Origin of the sequence: Stutzerimonas stutzeri, assembly GCF_024448955.1 — a bacterium.
Lineage (GTDB): Bacteria > Pseudomonadota > Gammaproteobacteria > Pseudomonadales > Pseudomonadaceae > Stutzerimonas > Stutzerimonas stutzeri_AQ.
Genome location: NZ_JAMOIH010000010.1, coordinates 67747 through 83079 on the forward strand (window position 1 = coordinate 67747; position 15333 = coordinate 83079).

Genomic DNA, 15333 nt, shown 5'->3' on the forward strand with positions numbered 1-15333 from the left:
GCAATAAACGCGTCAGAGAACGGGGTTTGGGTGGCGGGCGAAGAAATCCAGCAGGGCGGCAAGCAGCGCTTCGGGCGCAGCCAGCTGCGGTGCGTGGCCGCAATCGAGCGCTACCCGCTCGGCGCCAGGAACCAGCTGCTGCATGCGCTGCTGCACCCGCGGCAGCACCGAGCGGTCCCGCGTCGCCTCGATGTACAGGCGCGGCAAACGACCGAAGCGCCCGGCCGTCCAGTGCGCGGCGATATCGCGGCCGCCATCGGGTTGCACCGTCAGGCGGCGCGCCGCATCGACCGCGGCCCGTGCCGGTGCATCGTGGAAGAACACCGCGCAGGCAGCGTCGCTGGGTACGCGGTTGCCACTGGGCACGGCTTCGAGATAGGGGCCGATCCCGCTGACTTCAGGAAAGTCGCGGCTCATTTCGGCGCACAACTCGGCGAAGCCCATGCCGCTGGGCAGCATCATGCCGGCGACGTAACTGACCCCGGCGATGCGCTCGGCATAACGTTCGGCCAATGCCGTGGCCGTGACGCCGCCGCCGGAATGGCCAACCAGCTGCACCGGGCCGTCTAGCGCCTCGATCTGAGTGCCGACGTGCTCGACGTAGCGTTCCAGCGAGACCTCGGCGAGCGGCGTGGCGTCGCTGCCATTGCCCGGCAGATCGACCGCGTGGGGACGGTGCCCGGCGTTGCGCAGGCCGTCCTGCAGCGAATCCCAGACCCAGTTGCCGGCCCAAGCGCCGTGGATGAGGACGATGTCAGCCATAGGTCCTCCGGTACATCTCGCGCAGGTGCTCTTCCACGGTCACGGCGGGATAGCGTGGCGTCTCGCCCGGCCCCAGGCAGACGGGCAGGCACTCGACGGCCAGATCTAGGTTGCCGGTGTAGAAGAAGGGCACCGAGTAGCGTTCGCGCCCGGAGCGGTTGATCACCCGGTGGCGGTTGGAGTGGTAGCGGTCGTTCGTCCAGCGGCTGATCAGGTCGCCCAGATTGACCACATAGGTGCCTTCGATGGGCGGCGCGTCGATCCACTCGCCGCTGTCGATGGCCTGCACCTGCAACCCGCCGGCATCATCCTGGAGCAGCAGCGTCAGGGCGCCGAAGTCGGTGTGTGCGCCGCAACCTTTCTCGCCGGGTGCGGACTGTGGTGGCTGGGGCGGGTAGTGCAGCAGGCGCAGGGTGGCCGCGGCGTCTTCGAGCAATGGGTCGAAGTGATCGCCGGGCAGCTCCAGCGACAGTGCCAGCGCGCCCATCAGCTGCTCGCAGACTTCATTGACGGCCCGGAAGTAGCGCTCCATGACGGGGCGGAACTCGGGTAGCTCCGCCGGCCACTGGTTCGGCCCCTGGTTGAACTTGCCGGCCAGCACGCGTGGATCATCCTCGGCGACCTCGTTGCCGATGTAGAAGCCTTCCTTCAGATCGGGCGGGCTACCGGCTTCCAGCGTCTGGCCACGCAGCGGCTCGTAGCCTCGGTTGCAACCCGACAGCGCCTTGTCCAGCGCCAGCTTCGCCGCACTCGGCAGGGCGAAGAAGCGTTCGGCCTGCTGCTGCACGGCGGCGATCAGTTCGGCGTCGATGCCATGGTTGTGGATATAGAAGAATCCGCAGCGCTGGCAGGCGTCGCGAAGCTGTTGCGCAATCTTCTGGTGGGCGGCGGGATCGTCGTGGCGTAGGCCGCCGACGTCGATCAATGGCAGGCTGGGGACGGGGCGCATCGGGCTCCTCCTGTGGGGTGTGAACCCATCCTAGTGAGGCGCTCGCTGCGCTCGATAGCGCTGATTTTGTGCCGGGCCGATGCCGAAACGGCATCAACCCAAAAGGGTGCGCCTCATGCGTCGTACAGGTGCGTTTCGGCGCTCACGCGCTGCGCCAGTTCGTCTTCCACCAGGCGAATGAAGGCATCCAGCGCAGCAGGCAACGAGCGGCCGCTGCGCACGTAGACGCCCAGCTCGGAAACCACGAATTGCGCGGCTTTCAGCGGCACCAGCTGCAGCTGTCCGGCAGCCAGCTCCTCTTCGATGCCGAGACGGGTCTGGAACGCCAGCCCCATGCCACGCATCGCCAGGCGCTTGGCCAGGTCCACCGATGCACTTTCCAGGAGCACGGTCAGCGGCTTTTTCGGGTTGAGTAAAAAAGGCTGCAGATGGCGGCGGATCGACAATTCCGGCCCCGGCAGGATCAACGGATAGCGTGCGCATTCGGCGAAGCTGACATTGGCCTGCGCCGCCAGCGGGTGCTCCGGCGGCATGATTGCGCCCAGGGCGAAACGCCCGACGGCGTACTGGCGCAATGACTCGCTGCGTTCCACCGCGTAACCCAGGGCGACATCCGCATCGCCGTCGGCCACCGCACACGCCGCTTCCGCGGAGCCGGCCGAGCGCACGCTGACCCGCAGCATCGGATAGCGAGTCAGCAGCTGTTGCAGAACAGTTGGCAGGAAGCTGCTGTTCAGACCTTCCACCGAGACGATGGACAGCTCGCCGCGGCGCAGTCCCTTGAGTGCATCCAGTTCGCTGACCATGCGGTGCTCGTCCTGCAGAACGGTGATCACATGCAGCGAGAAGATTTCTCCCGCTGCGGTCAGCCGCAGCCCGCCGGGTAGGCGCTCGAATAAAGGTGAGCCGATTTCCTCTTCCAGCTGCAACAGCTGGCGGTTGACCGCCGAGGAGGCGACGTGCAGCCGCCGCGCCGCTTCGCGGATGGAGCCGCAGCGGCGGATCATGTCGAAGTACTTCAGCGCCCGGGCGTGAATATGCATGGCGATGTCCTGGTCGTGGAGCAGGCTTCTTGGTGGTGAAACTCAGCCCGCTGTAGCCGGAAGCGCCAGCCCGCAGCCCTTGAGGATGATCCGCACGAGGTTGTCGGTGGCGCGGGCAAAGTCGCTTTTGGTCATGCGCTTGCCGTTGATGCGCAGGATCTGGTCGGAGAAGTCGGCGTAATGCTGGGTGCCGGCCCAGATCAGGAAGATCAGGTGCATCGGGTCGACCGGGTCCATCTTGCCCGCCTCGATCCAGGCCTCGAACACCGCCGCGCGGCTGCGGAACCAGTTGCGGTAGTCCTGGTTGAAGTGCTCGGACAGGCATTCGCAGCCGCTGATGACCTCCATGGCGAAGATCTTCGAGGCCTGCGGGTGGCGACGGGAGAATTCCATCTTCATACGGATGTAGTCGGCCAGTGCGGCGGCCGGGTCGTCATCGACGGTGAGGTCGTCGAAGGCGGTGTCCCACAGATCGAGGATGTGCCGCATCACCTCGACGTACAGCCCCAGCTTGCTGTTGAAGTAGTAGTGCAGGTTTGCCTTGGGCAGGCCGGCACGTTGCGCGATTGCGTTCATGCTGGTGCCTTTGAAACCGTAGCGGGCGAATTCCTCGGCCGCCGCATTGAGGATGGTTTCCTCGTTCTGCTGGCGGATGCGGCCGGCGGGTTTGCCGTCGCAGTTGTAGAGCGGCGCGCAAGCGGTGTTTTTCATCGTCCTTGTCCTGAGCGGGCGGGCCCGCCGTTGCGTAAGAAACCGCCAGCCCAACGGGCGTGGCGGTCGATGTCGGGGTGCGTTTCGTCGATGACACGACCGGTGTGACAGACCGGGGCAGGCACGACGGCGGATGCTCAGGCGCTACGCACGCCGATTCAGAAATGCGCCTTGACGATGAAGTTGGTCACGTTGTTGTCAGTGTTAAAGGCGTCGCTGTCCTCGATGCCGTACTTGTTCGACCAGTAGTCGTACTCAATGCCCACGTAGAGCTTGCCCGGCGTGTAGTCGAGCGCCTTGCCCAGGTCGTACTTCACCTGCGGGTTGAAGTGGAAGTTTTTGGCGAGGTAGTCGCCCCTGGCTTTGGAGCCGGCGTCATTCACGACCCAGTCGATGTAACCATCGAAAAGGATGTCGGATTTGCCCACCGGGATGGTGATGGCCCAAGTCGGGGTGATCTGCCACTGGCCGCCGGGCTTGCCGGTGATGCCGTCGGGCTTGCGGTAGTAAGTGTTGATCGCGAGGCGGTCGAAGCCGGGCGCCTTGAGGTCGACGGCCGGGCCAAGCAGGTAGTTGCGATTGCGTCCCTCGCCGCGCTCGTAGGTTGCCGATAGCAGCACGTCGGTAATGGGGCCGAACGACAGGTTGCGACCGCTGATCTTGCCAAGAGACAGACGCGGGCTGAATTCGCCGTAGTAGGTGTGGCCGTCATTTCCGGACAGGCCGTTGTACCACTTGTTGTCGACGAACAGGAACATGTCGCCCCAGGTCCAGCCGCTGGCATGTTCGAAGGTGATGGTCTGCTGGATTTCACCCGCGTCGACGGAGAAATTCTTGCCGTACAGGTAGGTCAGGCTGTTGTTCTGCCACAGCATGGGGGAAGCCAGGGACTGGCCGGCGAACAGCAGGCCAGCGGCGAGGCCGGCGAGGGTGAGGCTTGCTTTCATCAATCTCTCCTTGAGGTGTATCCGCTGGCTTTAAGTTGGCCGAACGGTCAGGCATCGATGCCATAGCAAGCGCCGGGCCAGCTCTCGGAGAGGGCTCTCTTTAGAAGGTAAGCCTTTGAATCAATTGATTTTTAATAGACGAGAAAGTCTATGCTGATGGGTAGGAGTCAATACGCAAGCTGACCAATCGATCAGGCTGCCTCAACCTGGCGCACCGCTACGCTGCGTTGCACGCTGGTGTGGCAGCCGAATCGAACCGAGGCTCAGCCGCTGATCAGCTGCGCGGCCGCCTGGCGATGGTCAGCGATCAACCCTGCCACATCCAGCCCCTCGATCTGCCCGTCGACTACCTGCCAACGACCGCCGACCATCACCCGATCGGCACGGTCGGCACCGCATAGCAGCAGTGCCGAGAGCGGGTCGTGGCTGCCGGAGAAGCGCAGTTCATCCAGTTTGAACAAGGCCAGGTCGGCCTGTTTGCCAACCGCCAGTTGGCCGAGGTCGTTGCGGCCCAGCAAACGTGCAGAACCCTTGGTGGCCCAGCCCAGCGCGAGTACTGGGGTGATCTTTTCGGCACCGTAACGCAGGCGCTGCAGGTACAGCGCTTGGCGCGCTTCGAGAATCATGTTGGATGCGTCGTTGGACGCCGAGCCGTCCACGCCCAGGCCAATGGGTGCGCCAGCCGCTTCCAGCTCCAGCGTCGGGCAGATGCCGGACGCCAGGCGCATATTAGAGCTTGGACAGTGACAGATGCCGGTCCCGGCCTGGCCGAGGCGGGCGATTTCATCGGCGTTGAAATGGATGCCGTGGGCCAGCCAGGTGCGGTCGGAGAGCCAGCCGACGCTGTCGAGGTAGTCCACGGTGCGCAGGCCGAAGCGCTGAAGGCAGAAATCTTCTTCGTCGAGGGTTTCCGCCAGGTGGGTGTGCAGGCGCACGTCCAGCCGCTCGGCCATGGCGGCACTGGCGCGCATGATCTCCGGGGTCACCGAGAAGGGCGAGCAGGGCGCCAGGGCGATCTGGATCTGCGCACCGTCGCCGCGCTCGTGGTAGCGACCGATCAGCCGTTCGCTGTCGGCCAGGATCACCTCGGCTTCCTGCACCGTCTGTTGCGGTGGCAACCCGCCGTCGGCTTCGCCCAGGCTCATCGAGCCGCGGGTGAGCATCGCGCGCATGCCCAGGTCGCGCACGGCCTGCACTTGCACGTCGATGGCTTCTTCCAATCCTTCGGGGAACAGATAGTGGTGATCGGCTGCGGTGGTGCAACCGGACAGCAGCAGTTCGGCCAGCGCGACCTTGCTCGCCAGTTCGAGCTTTTCCGGCGTCAGCCGTGCCCAGACCGGATAGAGCGTTTTCAGCCAGGGAAACAGCGGCTGGTTGACCACCGGACCCCAGGCGCGGGTGAGTGTCTGATAGAAGTGGTGATGGGTGTTGATCAGCCCCGGCAGCACGACGTGCTCGCGGGAGTCGAAAGTGCTGTCAACCGGCGCGGCGGGCGTCTGGCCGGCGGCAAGCAGTTCGGTGATGACGCCATTTTCGATGACCAGCCCGCCGGAAGCGTCCTGATCGTTGGCGGTGAAGATGGCGAGAGGGTTCTTGATCCAGATGCGGGTAGCGGCCATTGCCGGCTCCTCCTGAAATGATGAGTTCAGAAAAGCCAGCTCAGTTATGCCCTGTCTGCTGATCCAGGGGGACGCCTTGGGCGCGAGGCGTACGATAATATCTGGCTGCTGGGTTGTCACCTTTCCGCCCATGCGCATTTTCCAAGAGGCGATGGGCTGCATCCATCCTATGCATGGCGTCGGGCTCGGGTTCCATGCGTAGGGTGAAGCGGGCGGTGCAGCTGTAGGATGGGTGAAAACCCATCAATCATGGCAATGGCATCGCATTGCATCCACAAGCGGATCATTCATGGTGACGGGTCAAGGTGAGCAGGCGGAGCCCATCAGGCACATTGATGGGTTGCACCCATCCTACGACTGCGGGTGTTGGGCATGAAAAAGCCGGGCGGGTGCCCGGCTTTGAGGGGCCCTCCGATCAGCCGCCCAAATAGGCGTCGCGGACCTTGGGGTTGCTCAGCAGCTCTTCACCGCTGCCTTGCATGACGATGCGACCGTTCTCCAGCACGTAGCCACGGTCGGCCAGCTTGAGCGCCTGGTTGGCGTTCTGCTCGACCAAGAAGACGGTCACGCCATCCTCGCGCAGCTGCTCGATGATCTCGAAGATCTGCTGGATGATGATCGGCGCCAGGCCCAGCGACGGCTCGTCGAGTAGCAACAGCTTGGGCTTGCTCATCAATGCGCGGGCGATGGCGAGCATCTGCTGCTCGCCGCCGGACATAGTGCCGCCGCGTTGCTGGTAGCGTTCCTTCAGTCGCGGGAACAACTGCAGCGCTTTGTCCAACTGCTCCTGGAAATCGCCCTTGTTGGTGAAAAATCCGCCCATGGCGAGATTTTCCTCCACGGTCAGGCGGGCAAAGATGCGCCGCCCTTCAGGCACCACGGCGATGTCCTTGCGCATGATGTCGCAGGTCTGTTTTCCGACCAGTTCTTCGCCCTCGAAGCGGATGCTGCCTTCGGAGGCCATCGGCGTACCGCAGAGGGTCATCAGCAACGTGGATTTGCCTGCGCCGTTGGCACCGATCAGCGTGACGATTTCGCCCTTGCGGACCTCGACGTCGACGTTATGCAGCGCCTGAATCTTGCCGTAGCAGGTCGAGACGTTTTCGAAATACAGCATGGTTACGCCTCCCCCAGATAGGCTTTGATCACGTCCGGATTGTCGCGAATCTGCTCCGGAGTGCCATCTGCCAGCGGGCAGCCCTGGTTGATCACGACGATATGGTCGGAAATGCTCATGACCAGCTTCATGTCGTGCTCGATGAGCAGCACCGTCACGCCATGGGTGTCGCGCAGCATGCCGATCAGCGCCTTGAGGTCCTCGGTTTCCCTCGGGTTGAGGCCAGCCGCCGGCTCGTCGAGCATGAGGATGCGCGGGCGCGTCATCATGCAGCGGGCGATTTCCAGGCGGCGTTGCTGACCATAGGCGAGCGTGCCGGCTGGGCGGTTGGCGATATCCGTCAGGTTGACCTGCTCGAGCCAGTGCGCGGCGAAATCCATCGCTTCGTGCTCGCTCTCGCGGAACGCCTTGGTCTTCAACAAACCGGAGATGAAGCCGGTGTTGAGGTGGCGATGCTGGGCGACCAGCAGGTTTTCCACCGCGGTCATGTCCTTGAACAGCCGGACGTTCTGGAAGGTGCGAACCACGCCCTTGCGTGCGATCTTGTGGCCGGGCAGGCCCTGGATCGCTTCGCCGTCCAGTAGGATCTCGCCCGAGGTCGGCTGATAGAAGCCGGTCAGGCAGTTGAATACGGTGGTCTTGCCCGCACCGTTGGGGCCGATCATCGAGACCACTTGCTTATCGTGTACGGTCAGGCCCACCCCGTTGACGGCCAACAGGCCGCCGAAGCGCATGGTCAGGCCGCTTACTTCAAGAATCGGGCGGCTCATCGCTTCAGCTCCAGGTGTGGACGTTGCATGGGCAGAAGCCCCTGCGGACGCCAGATCATCATCAGCACCATCATGGCGCCGAACATCAGCATGCGGTACTCGCTGAACTCACGCATGAGCTCGGGCAACAGGATCATCACGATGGCGGCGAGAATCACCCCTAGCTGCGAGCCCATGCCGCCGAGTACCACGATGGCGAGGATGATGGCCGATTCGATGAAGGTGAACGACTCCGGTGACACCAGGCCTTGGCGTGCGGCGAAGAAGCTGCCGGCAAAACCGGCGAACGTCGCGCCGATGGTGAACGCGGAGAGCTTGATCACCGTGGGGTTCATGCCCAGCGCGCGGCAGGCGATTTCGTCCTCGCGTAGTGCTTCCCAAGCCCGGCCAATGGGCATGCGCAACAGCCGATTGATCACGAACAGCGTGAGCAGAACCAATAGCAGCGCGATCAGATAGAGAAAGATCACCTTGTTGATCGAGGCGTAATCGACCCCGAAGAACTCGTGGAAGGTCTGCATGCCTTCGGCCGCGCGACGGTCGAAGCTCAAGCCGAACAGCGTTGGTTTGTCGATGCCGCTGATACCGTTTGGTCCACCGGTAAGCTCGGTCATGTTGCGCAGCAACAGCCGGATGATTTCACCGAAGCCCAGGGTCACGATCGCCAGGTAGTCGCCCCGCAGCCGCAGCACCGGAAAGCCCAGCAGAAAGCCGAACAACGCCGCCATGGCGCCGGCTATCGGCAGGCTGAGCCAGAACCCGAAGCCGTAGTAGTGCGAGAGCAGCGCGTAGGTGTAAGCACCGACGGCATAGAACCCGACATAGCCCAGATCGAGCAGGCCGGCCAGACCCACTACGATGTTCAGGCCCAGGCCGAGCATCACGTAGATCAGGATCAGCGTGGCGATATCCACCGCGCCGCGCGAGCCAAAGAATGGCCAAGCGAGCGCCACCAGCACCAGGCCGATGATGATGTAACGCTGAGTTGAGGGTAGGGTGAAGAAGTTGCCGGCGCCAGCGGGTATGGTCGGCAGGCTGGGGCTGGCCGCCCATCCAGCTGCCAGACGGGTGCGAACCAGCTGCCAGAAAAACATGGCCACGGCGCAGGCGGCGATGATCCAGAAGGTGGAAGCTTCAGCGCCATGGACCTCGACCTTGATACCCACCGTGGTGAGCTTCAGGCCGAATACCGGCACCGCGACGGCGATGACCAGCAGGGCACTGAAGAAGGCAGTACGCAGATGCAGAGTCATACCTTTTCCACCTCCGGACGACCAAGAATGCCGGTGGGGCGGAACAGCAGGACCAGGATCAGCAGGGTGAAGGCCACCACGTCCTTGTACTGGTCGCCGAAGATATCGGCGCCGAAGGCCTCGGCTACACCTAGTACCAGGCCGCCGAGCATGGCGCCCGGGATGCTGCCGATGCCGCCAAGTACCGCGGCGGTGAACGCCTTGATGCCGGCCAGGAAGCCGATATGCGGGTTGATCACCCCGTATTGCATGCTGATCAGTACGGCTGCGACCGCCGCTAGCGCTGCGCCGATGACGAAGGTCAGGGCAATGATGCTGTTGGTGTTGATACCCAGCAGGTTGGCCATTTTCAGGTCTTCGGCACAGGCGCGGCAGGCGCGACCCAGACGCGAGCGTGAAATGAACAGCGTCAGGCCCAGCATGGCGAGGATAGTGACCACGAAGATCAGTATCTGCATGTAGGAAATGACCACACCGTTCATTGCACTTTCACCGAAGATGAAATTGCCAGGCATCAGGTTAGGAATCGCCTTGTCCTTCGAATCCTGGGACAGCAGGACGACGTTCTGCAGAAAGATCGACATGCCGATCGCGGAAATCAGCGGGATCAGACGGTTGCTGCCTCGCAGTGGCCGGTAGGCGACTCGCTCGATGCTGTAACCGTAAGCGCTGGTGACGATCATGGCGGCGGCGAATGCACCGATCATCAGAATCGGTAGTGCATCGAGCCCCATCATCGTAAGCCCGACGATGGCGATGAAGGTCACGTAGGAGCCGATCATGTACACCTCGCCGTGGGCGAAGTTGATCATGCCGATGATGCCGTAGACCATGGTGTAACCAATGGCTATCAAGGCATAAGTGCTGCCAACGGTCAGGCCGTTGATCAGCTGTTGGAAGTAGTGGTAAAGCTCAGGCATTACATTCTCCTGAACATCCTGCGTCCGTGCTCGCTACCAATGCAGGCCTGCTTCGAACACGCTGCATGGAGAATGCAGCGCCAAGGGCTCAGTGCGGATCACACACCTACCTGTTCGACGCGGGCCAGCTCTGCAGGCTGCTCGCTTGGTTAAGGATGTTGCTGGGGCGGCCCTGTGCTTGTGGCCGAGTCAGCCCCGATCAGCTAAAACAAAGCCCACAGCGGATGCCGTGGGCTTCGGTTGGTGGTTACTGGCTCACTTGGCTTCGGTCTTGGTGCCGTCCTGGTGCCATTCGTAAACCACGAAGTTGAAGTCCTTGAGGTCTCCCTTCTCGTCGAACGAGAGGTTGCCGGTCGGAGTATCGAAGGTGTTGCTGCGCAGCGCTTCGGCCACCTTGTCGGTGTCGGTGCTACCAGCTTTCTCGATACCCTCGGCAATAACCTGGACTGCGGCGTAAGCGGGGAACACGAACGGGCCGCTCGGGTCCTGCTTCTTGGCCTTGAAGGCTTCGACCAGTTCCTGGTTGCGAGGATCTTGGTCGAAGGATTTCGGTAGGGTGACCAGCATGCCTTCGGAGGCAGCACCGGCGATGGCGGAAATTTCGGAGTTGCCGACGCCTTCAGGCCCCATGTAGCGCACGTTCAGGCCTTTTTCTTTGGACTGACGCAACAGCAGGCCCAGCTCTGGGTGGTAGCCGCCGTAATAGACGAAGTCGACACCGGCCTGCTTGAGCTTGGAGATCATCGAGGAGAAATCCTTGTCGCCGGCATTGATGCCCTCGAACACGCTGACCTTGACGCCTTTCTCTTCCAGCGTTTGCTTGACTGCGGTAGCGATGCCCTCGCCGTACTGCTGCTTGTCGTGGATGACCGCGACGTTCTTCGGCTTGACGTGGTCGGCGATGTAATTGCCGGCGGTCGGGCCCTGCAGGCTGTCCAGGCCGATGGTGCGGAAGATCATTTCGTAACCGCGCGAGGTGATGTCCGGGCTGGTCGAAGCCGCGGTAATCATCAGAATGCCTTCGTCTTCGTAAATGTCCGAGGCCGGCTGGGTCGAGCTGGAACACAGGTGACCGACTACGAAACTGATTTCGTCATTGACGATCTTGTTGGCCACCGCGACCGCTTGCTTCGGGTCGCAGGCGTCGTCGTACACCACGCCCTCCAGTTGTTGCCCGTTGACGCCGCCCTTCTTGTTGATCTGCTCGATGGCCATCTGGGCACCGATGAATTGCATGTCCCCGTACTGCGCGACGGCCCCCGTGACCGGACCGGCCAAACCGATCTTGATAGTATCGGCGGCAAGCGTATAGCTCGCGGCTCCCGTCAAAGCGATAGCCATGAAAAGTTTGGACAGACGCTGCTTGGTCATCATTTGCGCTCCACTTGCATATTATTGTTTGAATCCTGCTGGCTGCAGTGTCGTTAAGGGGCAAACGTCCCCAAACGGTACGGCAACTGTACCGGCACAGTGTAGAAGCGTCAGCCCCTATTTGCACAGCCAGGAATTCGAACTCATTTGATGAGATTTACCCGGGCGCTATCATTGCGCCCTTTCGAATCGGGTGAGTCTCATGAGCGAAGTACCAAGCACTCTCTATGCCAAGCTGCTGGGCGAAACCGCGTCGATCTCGTGGCAGGAATTGCAGCCTTTTTTCGCTCGGGGCGCACTGCTGCGCGTCGCCAGCGACTTCGACCTGATCGAGGCCGCTCAGGCCGTGGCACAGGATGACCGGGAAAAGGTGGCTGCGTGGCTGGCTTCAGGCCATATCGCCAAGCTCGAGGCCGGGCAAGCGCAGGACTGGCTGGAGCGTGACCCGTCATTATGGGCTGTGGTCGTTGCGCCCTGGGTGTTAGTGCAGGAACGTGAGCGTCCGGCGCTGCACTGACCTCTAGGCTACCGGAAAGGTTCATGGCCTTCCCGTCAGCTCATGCAACTTTCTTGCAGGTGTCCTTGCGATTGGGCATCTGTTTGCACTTCTCGCCGAGTGTTCGCAGTGTGCTTTCATCCTGCTTCAGCTTGTTGGCCAACATCTTTTCGACAATGAACAATTCCTCCGAGCCCAGGTGCCGCTCGGCCTGTTCGATGGCGGCGAGCGCAGCGGTCGGGTTGCCGTTGCTCAAATGGTAGTTCACCAGCAGTTCGTACACGCCGGGGCCCGCCAACGACCAGTCGCCGATGGCTTTCAGGTGAGTCAATGCCTGACGCTTCTCACCTGCAGCCATGTGCACGTTGAACAGACTGCGGCGGATGCCAGGCTGGCTTGCAACAGGTGACTTGAGCGCGCGCTGGGCCAGTATCCGGGCGTCCTTGAGGTTTTTGCTGCTCAGCGCTTCGTTCGCTCCGTAGGCGTTTCTATAGGCATCCATGGAGGCCTTGACCGTCGGATTGTCGCGCACGCTGCGCCAACTTCGTTTATTGACCCTGTTGTAACGCGCCTCATCGTATTCGCGCTGCAGATACTGTCGCAGGTCGGTATCGCGGCGCTGCACGGACATGTGTGAGCGCGTCAGGTGCTGACCGACAGCGCTGACGGTGGTAGTCAGCCCTTGATTGACGAAGACGTTGATCTCCTGGGCGACGCCGTTGAGGTCGAATCGCTGCAGCGATTCCTGCATGGCGCCTTTGCGTGCCTGAATGAAACTGGCAAGGATCGGTTCCTGCTTGCCTTGGAAGTCATCGAGCCGCTGCAGGCTATGGCTTGCGGCTCGGGGGGCGTAGTTGGCTTTGACGAGCAGGTCGGTGCCGAGCAGATCGGCCTGGTCTTCCTGGACTCGACCCCACGCCGTGTTCCATACATTGTCGGAGAAGGTATTGGCCAGTGCGGTGTAAAGCACCGTATCGCCAATCATCTTCTGGGTGCCTTGAGGATCCTTGCTCAGCAACTTGAACTGGGAGGCGCCTCGGTCCACCCGAGCATCCGCGACCACCGCGGCGATGACTGCGGTGCTGGCCAGAGTGGTCAGGAGTTCGCGCTGCTGATCGAAGGCCAGCCGCCGGTCATGATGGCGTAGCAGCACATGACTCATTTCGTGAGCCAGCATCGATGCGATTTCGTCCTCGCTTTCCACGCCTTCGAGCATGCCGAGCGGTACGAACAGATTGCCGTAAGGATCGGCCGATGGTCCGAAAGCATAACTGTCGACGACCTTCACCTGCAGGTCAGGCAGCTCGCCTGGCCAGCCTTTGCCAAGCTTGTCGACGATACCTTGCAGGTAGCTCTGCAAGACTGGAATCACGACAAGGTTCTGCTGGCGGATTTCGGTGGCCGGCAGGTTACGTCCGTCGTAGCTGAGGCGTAGATTCTGCCTGTGCTGCGGATCGAGCTTGAAGTGACTGTGCACCTCCTGTTGCGCCAGATACTTTCCTTGAAAACCGTCATGGGTGCTTCGGCCGGCAAGGTTGATCAGGGCATCCGGCGCACCTTTGAGTGTCGTGCAGCCGCTCAGAGCGGCTATCAGCGAGACGAATATCAGTGTCGTGGGTTTTAGTGGCATGACGTCAGTTCCTTGCGCAACCGGCGCCGTATCCAATCGTGGACAGGTTGGTGGCGCCTTCAGCCTTGGCTCTTGGCAGGGATGCGCAGGGCATTGGAACGGTTTTGCCTTCGCTCAGACGCACGTCGACGCCGTCGAGCCATACCGGTCGGCCACCAATTTCGACCTGTACCAGCTCCATGTCCTCGTTCCACTGCTGTGCGGCAAGCGGGGTCGGGGGCAGCTCGGCGCGCGGAACCCTTTGTAGAAGTCGGCCAGTTTCGTCGAGCAGCGCGATCGGGTCGCTGGTGTACTCCTCCACGGTCAGGCCGGCTGCATGGGAAACGCTGCTGAACAGCAATACGCAGAGCAAGGTGAGAGGTTTACGCATGGTGACTCCTTTCGCTTGAAGTGGATCCGGAATGGCCGTCACACCCTTCCTTTGGTAGCAGCAGGCCTATCAGCAGTAACAGGCCCAAAATGTTCACGGGTGTGATTCGCAATGCGTAGAGCACACAGCTGAGCAGAACCAGTACGGCGATTGCGCCAATGGGAACTGCTTTGCGCAGACAGGGGCGGGACTGGTTCTGGCGTGCCTGGGCAGCCAGCAGCAAGACCACGAACGCCACTTCGAACAGGTCGAGAATGTCCATTTCGGTGCCGAACAATCCAGGTGGTGCGGTGAAATAGTGCATGCCGTATTGGATAAGGTTATCCAGTGCCATGGCGTGAGCGTAGACACCCGGCAGTTGGCCGTGGACGGGGGAGCTGGTGAGATCTTCGGCCGAAGCGATGGCGGCCCCCACCAGCACCAGGCGATCAGCCAGTAGGTCCCTTAGGAGGGCGCGCTCCTCTGGCACGTTCGTAGCCAGAGCACTTGCAGGAATGGTCAGGTGATAGGGGCAACGCGTCTCGCTGGGACCGGTGAAACGCCAAAACACGGCTTGTAAGATTCGCTTTCCGGCCTCCGCCCAGGCGCTATGTTCGGTTGGGCATTGGCTGGTATCGCTGACGTGGCGCTGTGCGTAGGCCTGACCTCGGCCCCACTGCAGAGCCATGGCTGGGGCTGCCGCGGCCAGCTCAGCCGTTGCCGGTAGCGACTGGCAGCGGTGCTGCTGGCAATAGGTCCGGTACAGTGCGGTAGCGGCAGTGTCCATCCAGCCGTCCGCAGTTTCGGCCGCCAGCGGGTAGTCGTTGTGAAAACCACTCCAGCTCACCAATGCTGGCTGGCTGACCGAGACGAACCGTGGCAGCGTGTTGGATATGGAAACACCGGAGTTTGCCAGGTACAGCGGTATGGAGGCCGCGCTATAGCGTTCGAAGACGTTGGCGAGCAGCTGGCTGCTGTCGTTGCTGCGACCCACTGCGTGGTCATAGCTGTACATCAGATCCACCATCACGGCCGCTGGTCGATAAGCCAGCAACTGGCGGAACAGTTTGCTCTGTTCGGCGTACGGAAGCGGCCAGTGGCTGCTGCGTTGGTGTAGGTAATCGTCATCGATGATGACTACCGCGATCTGCTGCTGAGGGCCATCGTCATAGACATTGGCCAGTAGCTGATTCAGTAGGCGGGCGGAGGCTTCGTCGGTTGCGGTAGTGAGGCCAAATGGGTCCAGAGCGATGGCGAGCAATGCGCCGATGCTGGCTATCCTGGAAAAATGACGCATAAGCCCTGGCACTCAACTCGTCCCTGATGATTGCAATCTGATATCACGCATGTTCGGTGACGAAGGACAACAAAGTCAACGCCGGTTGCTTGTTTCGCG

15 protein-coding genes are annotated in these 15333 nt (G+C 61.9%); 1 reads left to right on the forward strand and 14 read right to left on the reverse strand.

Translation table 11 applies throughout. The features are described 5' to 3' along the window. Positions 1–12 precede the first annotated feature (12 nt). The 11 genes from NA645_RS12270 to NA645_RS12320 form a co-directional block, all read right to left on the reverse strand. Positions 13–762, reverse strand: a complete 750-nt coding sequence (locus tag NA645_RS12270; RefSeq protein WP_256049055.1) for an alpha/beta fold hydrolase — start codon at positions 760–762, stop codon at positions 13–15. Continuing rightward, positions 755–1711: an isopenicillin N synthase family dioxygenase gene (locus NA645_RS12275; protein ID WP_058077577.1), complete on the reverse strand. Its 957-nt coding sequence runs from the start codon at positions 1709–1711 to the stop codon at positions 755–757. Before NA645_RS12275 ends, NA645_RS12270 begins: the two co-directional genes overlap by 8 nt. A gap of 113 nt (positions 1712–1824) precedes the next feature. Next, positions 1825–2754 carry a LysR family transcriptional regulator gene (locus NA645_RS12280; RefSeq protein ID WP_058077576.1) on the reverse strand — a complete coding sequence of 310 codons (930 nt, stop codon included), beginning with the start codon at positions 2752–2754 and terminating at the stop codon, positions 1825–1827. A gap of 42 nt (positions 2755–2796) precedes the next feature. After that, the gene (locus NA645_RS12285) at positions 2797–3465 is read right to left on the reverse strand and encodes a TetR/AcrR family transcriptional regulator (RefSeq protein ID WP_256049056.1); all 669 of its coding nucleotides are present in this window, start codon (positions 3463–3465) and stop codon (positions 2797–2799) included. A gap of 158 nt (positions 3466–3623) precedes the next feature. Beyond that, on the reverse strand, positions 3624–4412 hold the full coding sequence (locus tag NA645_RS12290) for an outer membrane protein OmpK (RefSeq protein WP_256049057.1): 789 nt from the start codon (positions 4410–4412) through the stop codon (positions 3624–3626). Positions 4413–4675: 263 nt separating this feature from the next. Continuing rightward, positions 4676–6031, reverse strand: a complete 1356-nt coding sequence (locus NA645_RS12295; RefSeq protein ID WP_256049058.1) for an 8-oxoguanine deaminase — start codon at positions 6029–6031, stop codon at positions 4676–4678. Between the two features lie 415 nt (positions 6032–6446). Beyond that, a complete protein-coding gene (locus NA645_RS12300; RefSeq protein WP_131651080.1) occupies positions 6447–7148 on the reverse strand; it encodes an ABC transporter ATP-binding protein in 702 nt (233 codons plus the stop codon). Between the two features lie 2 nt (positions 7149–7150). Further along, positions 7151–7918, reverse strand: coding sequence for a high-affinity branched-chain amino acid ABC transporter ATP-binding protein LivG (gene livG / locus NA645_RS12305; RefSeq protein ID WP_131651081.1), 768 nt, complete (start codon positions 7916–7918; stop codon positions 7151–7153). Next, on the reverse strand, positions 7915–9171 hold the full coding sequence (locus NA645_RS12310) for a high-affinity branched-chain amino acid ABC transporter permease LivM (protein ID WP_256049059.1): 1257 nt from the start codon (positions 9169–9171) through the stop codon (positions 7915–7917). The genes livG and NA645_RS12310 overlap by 4 nt, the downstream gene beginning before the upstream one ends. Further along, positions 9168–10091, reverse strand: a complete 924-nt coding sequence (livH, locus tag NA645_RS12315; RefSeq protein ID WP_256049060.1) for a high-affinity branched-chain amino acid ABC transporter permease LivH — start codon at positions 10089–10091, stop codon at positions 9168–9170. Before livH ends, NA645_RS12310 begins: the two co-directional genes overlap by 4 nt. Before the next feature lie 255 nt (positions 10092–10346). Further along, positions 10347–11465, reverse strand: a complete 1119-nt coding sequence (locus NA645_RS12320) for a branched-chain amino acid ABC transporter substrate-binding protein (RefSeq protein ID WP_256049061.1) — start codon at positions 11463–11465, stop codon at positions 10347–10349. A gap of 199 nt (positions 11466–11664) precedes the next feature. Between NA645_RS12320 and NA645_RS12325 the strand changes: the two genes are divergently transcribed. Beyond that, positions 11665–11979: a DUF2288 domain-containing protein gene (locus tag NA645_RS12325; protein ID WP_256049062.1), complete on the forward strand. Its 315-nt coding sequence runs from the start codon at positions 11665–11667 to the stop codon at positions 11977–11979. Between the two features lie 40 nt (positions 11980–12019). Here NA645_RS12325 and NA645_RS12330 read toward each other — a convergent pair whose 3' ends face one another. The 3 genes from NA645_RS12330 to NA645_RS12340 are packed head-to-tail and all read right to left on the reverse strand — an operon-like array spanning position 12020 to position 15234. After that, positions 12020–13588, reverse strand: a complete 1569-nt coding sequence (locus tag NA645_RS12330; protein ID WP_256049063.1) for a M48 family metallopeptidase — start codon at positions 13586–13588, stop codon at positions 12020–12022. A 4-nt stretch (positions 13589–13592) separates the two neighbouring features. Next, a complete protein-coding gene (locus tag NA645_RS12335) occupies positions 13593–13958 on the reverse strand; it encodes a hypothetical protein (protein WP_256049064.1) in 366 nt (121 codons plus the stop codon). Then, positions 13951–15234 (reverse strand): CHASE2 domain-containing protein, encoded by a 1284-nt coding sequence (locus tag NA645_RS12340; RefSeq protein WP_256049065.1) that lies wholly within the window; start codon positions 15232–15234, stop codon positions 13951–13953. Before NA645_RS12340 ends, NA645_RS12335 begins: the two co-directional genes overlap by 8 nt. Positions 15235–15333: the final 99 nt, after the last annotated feature.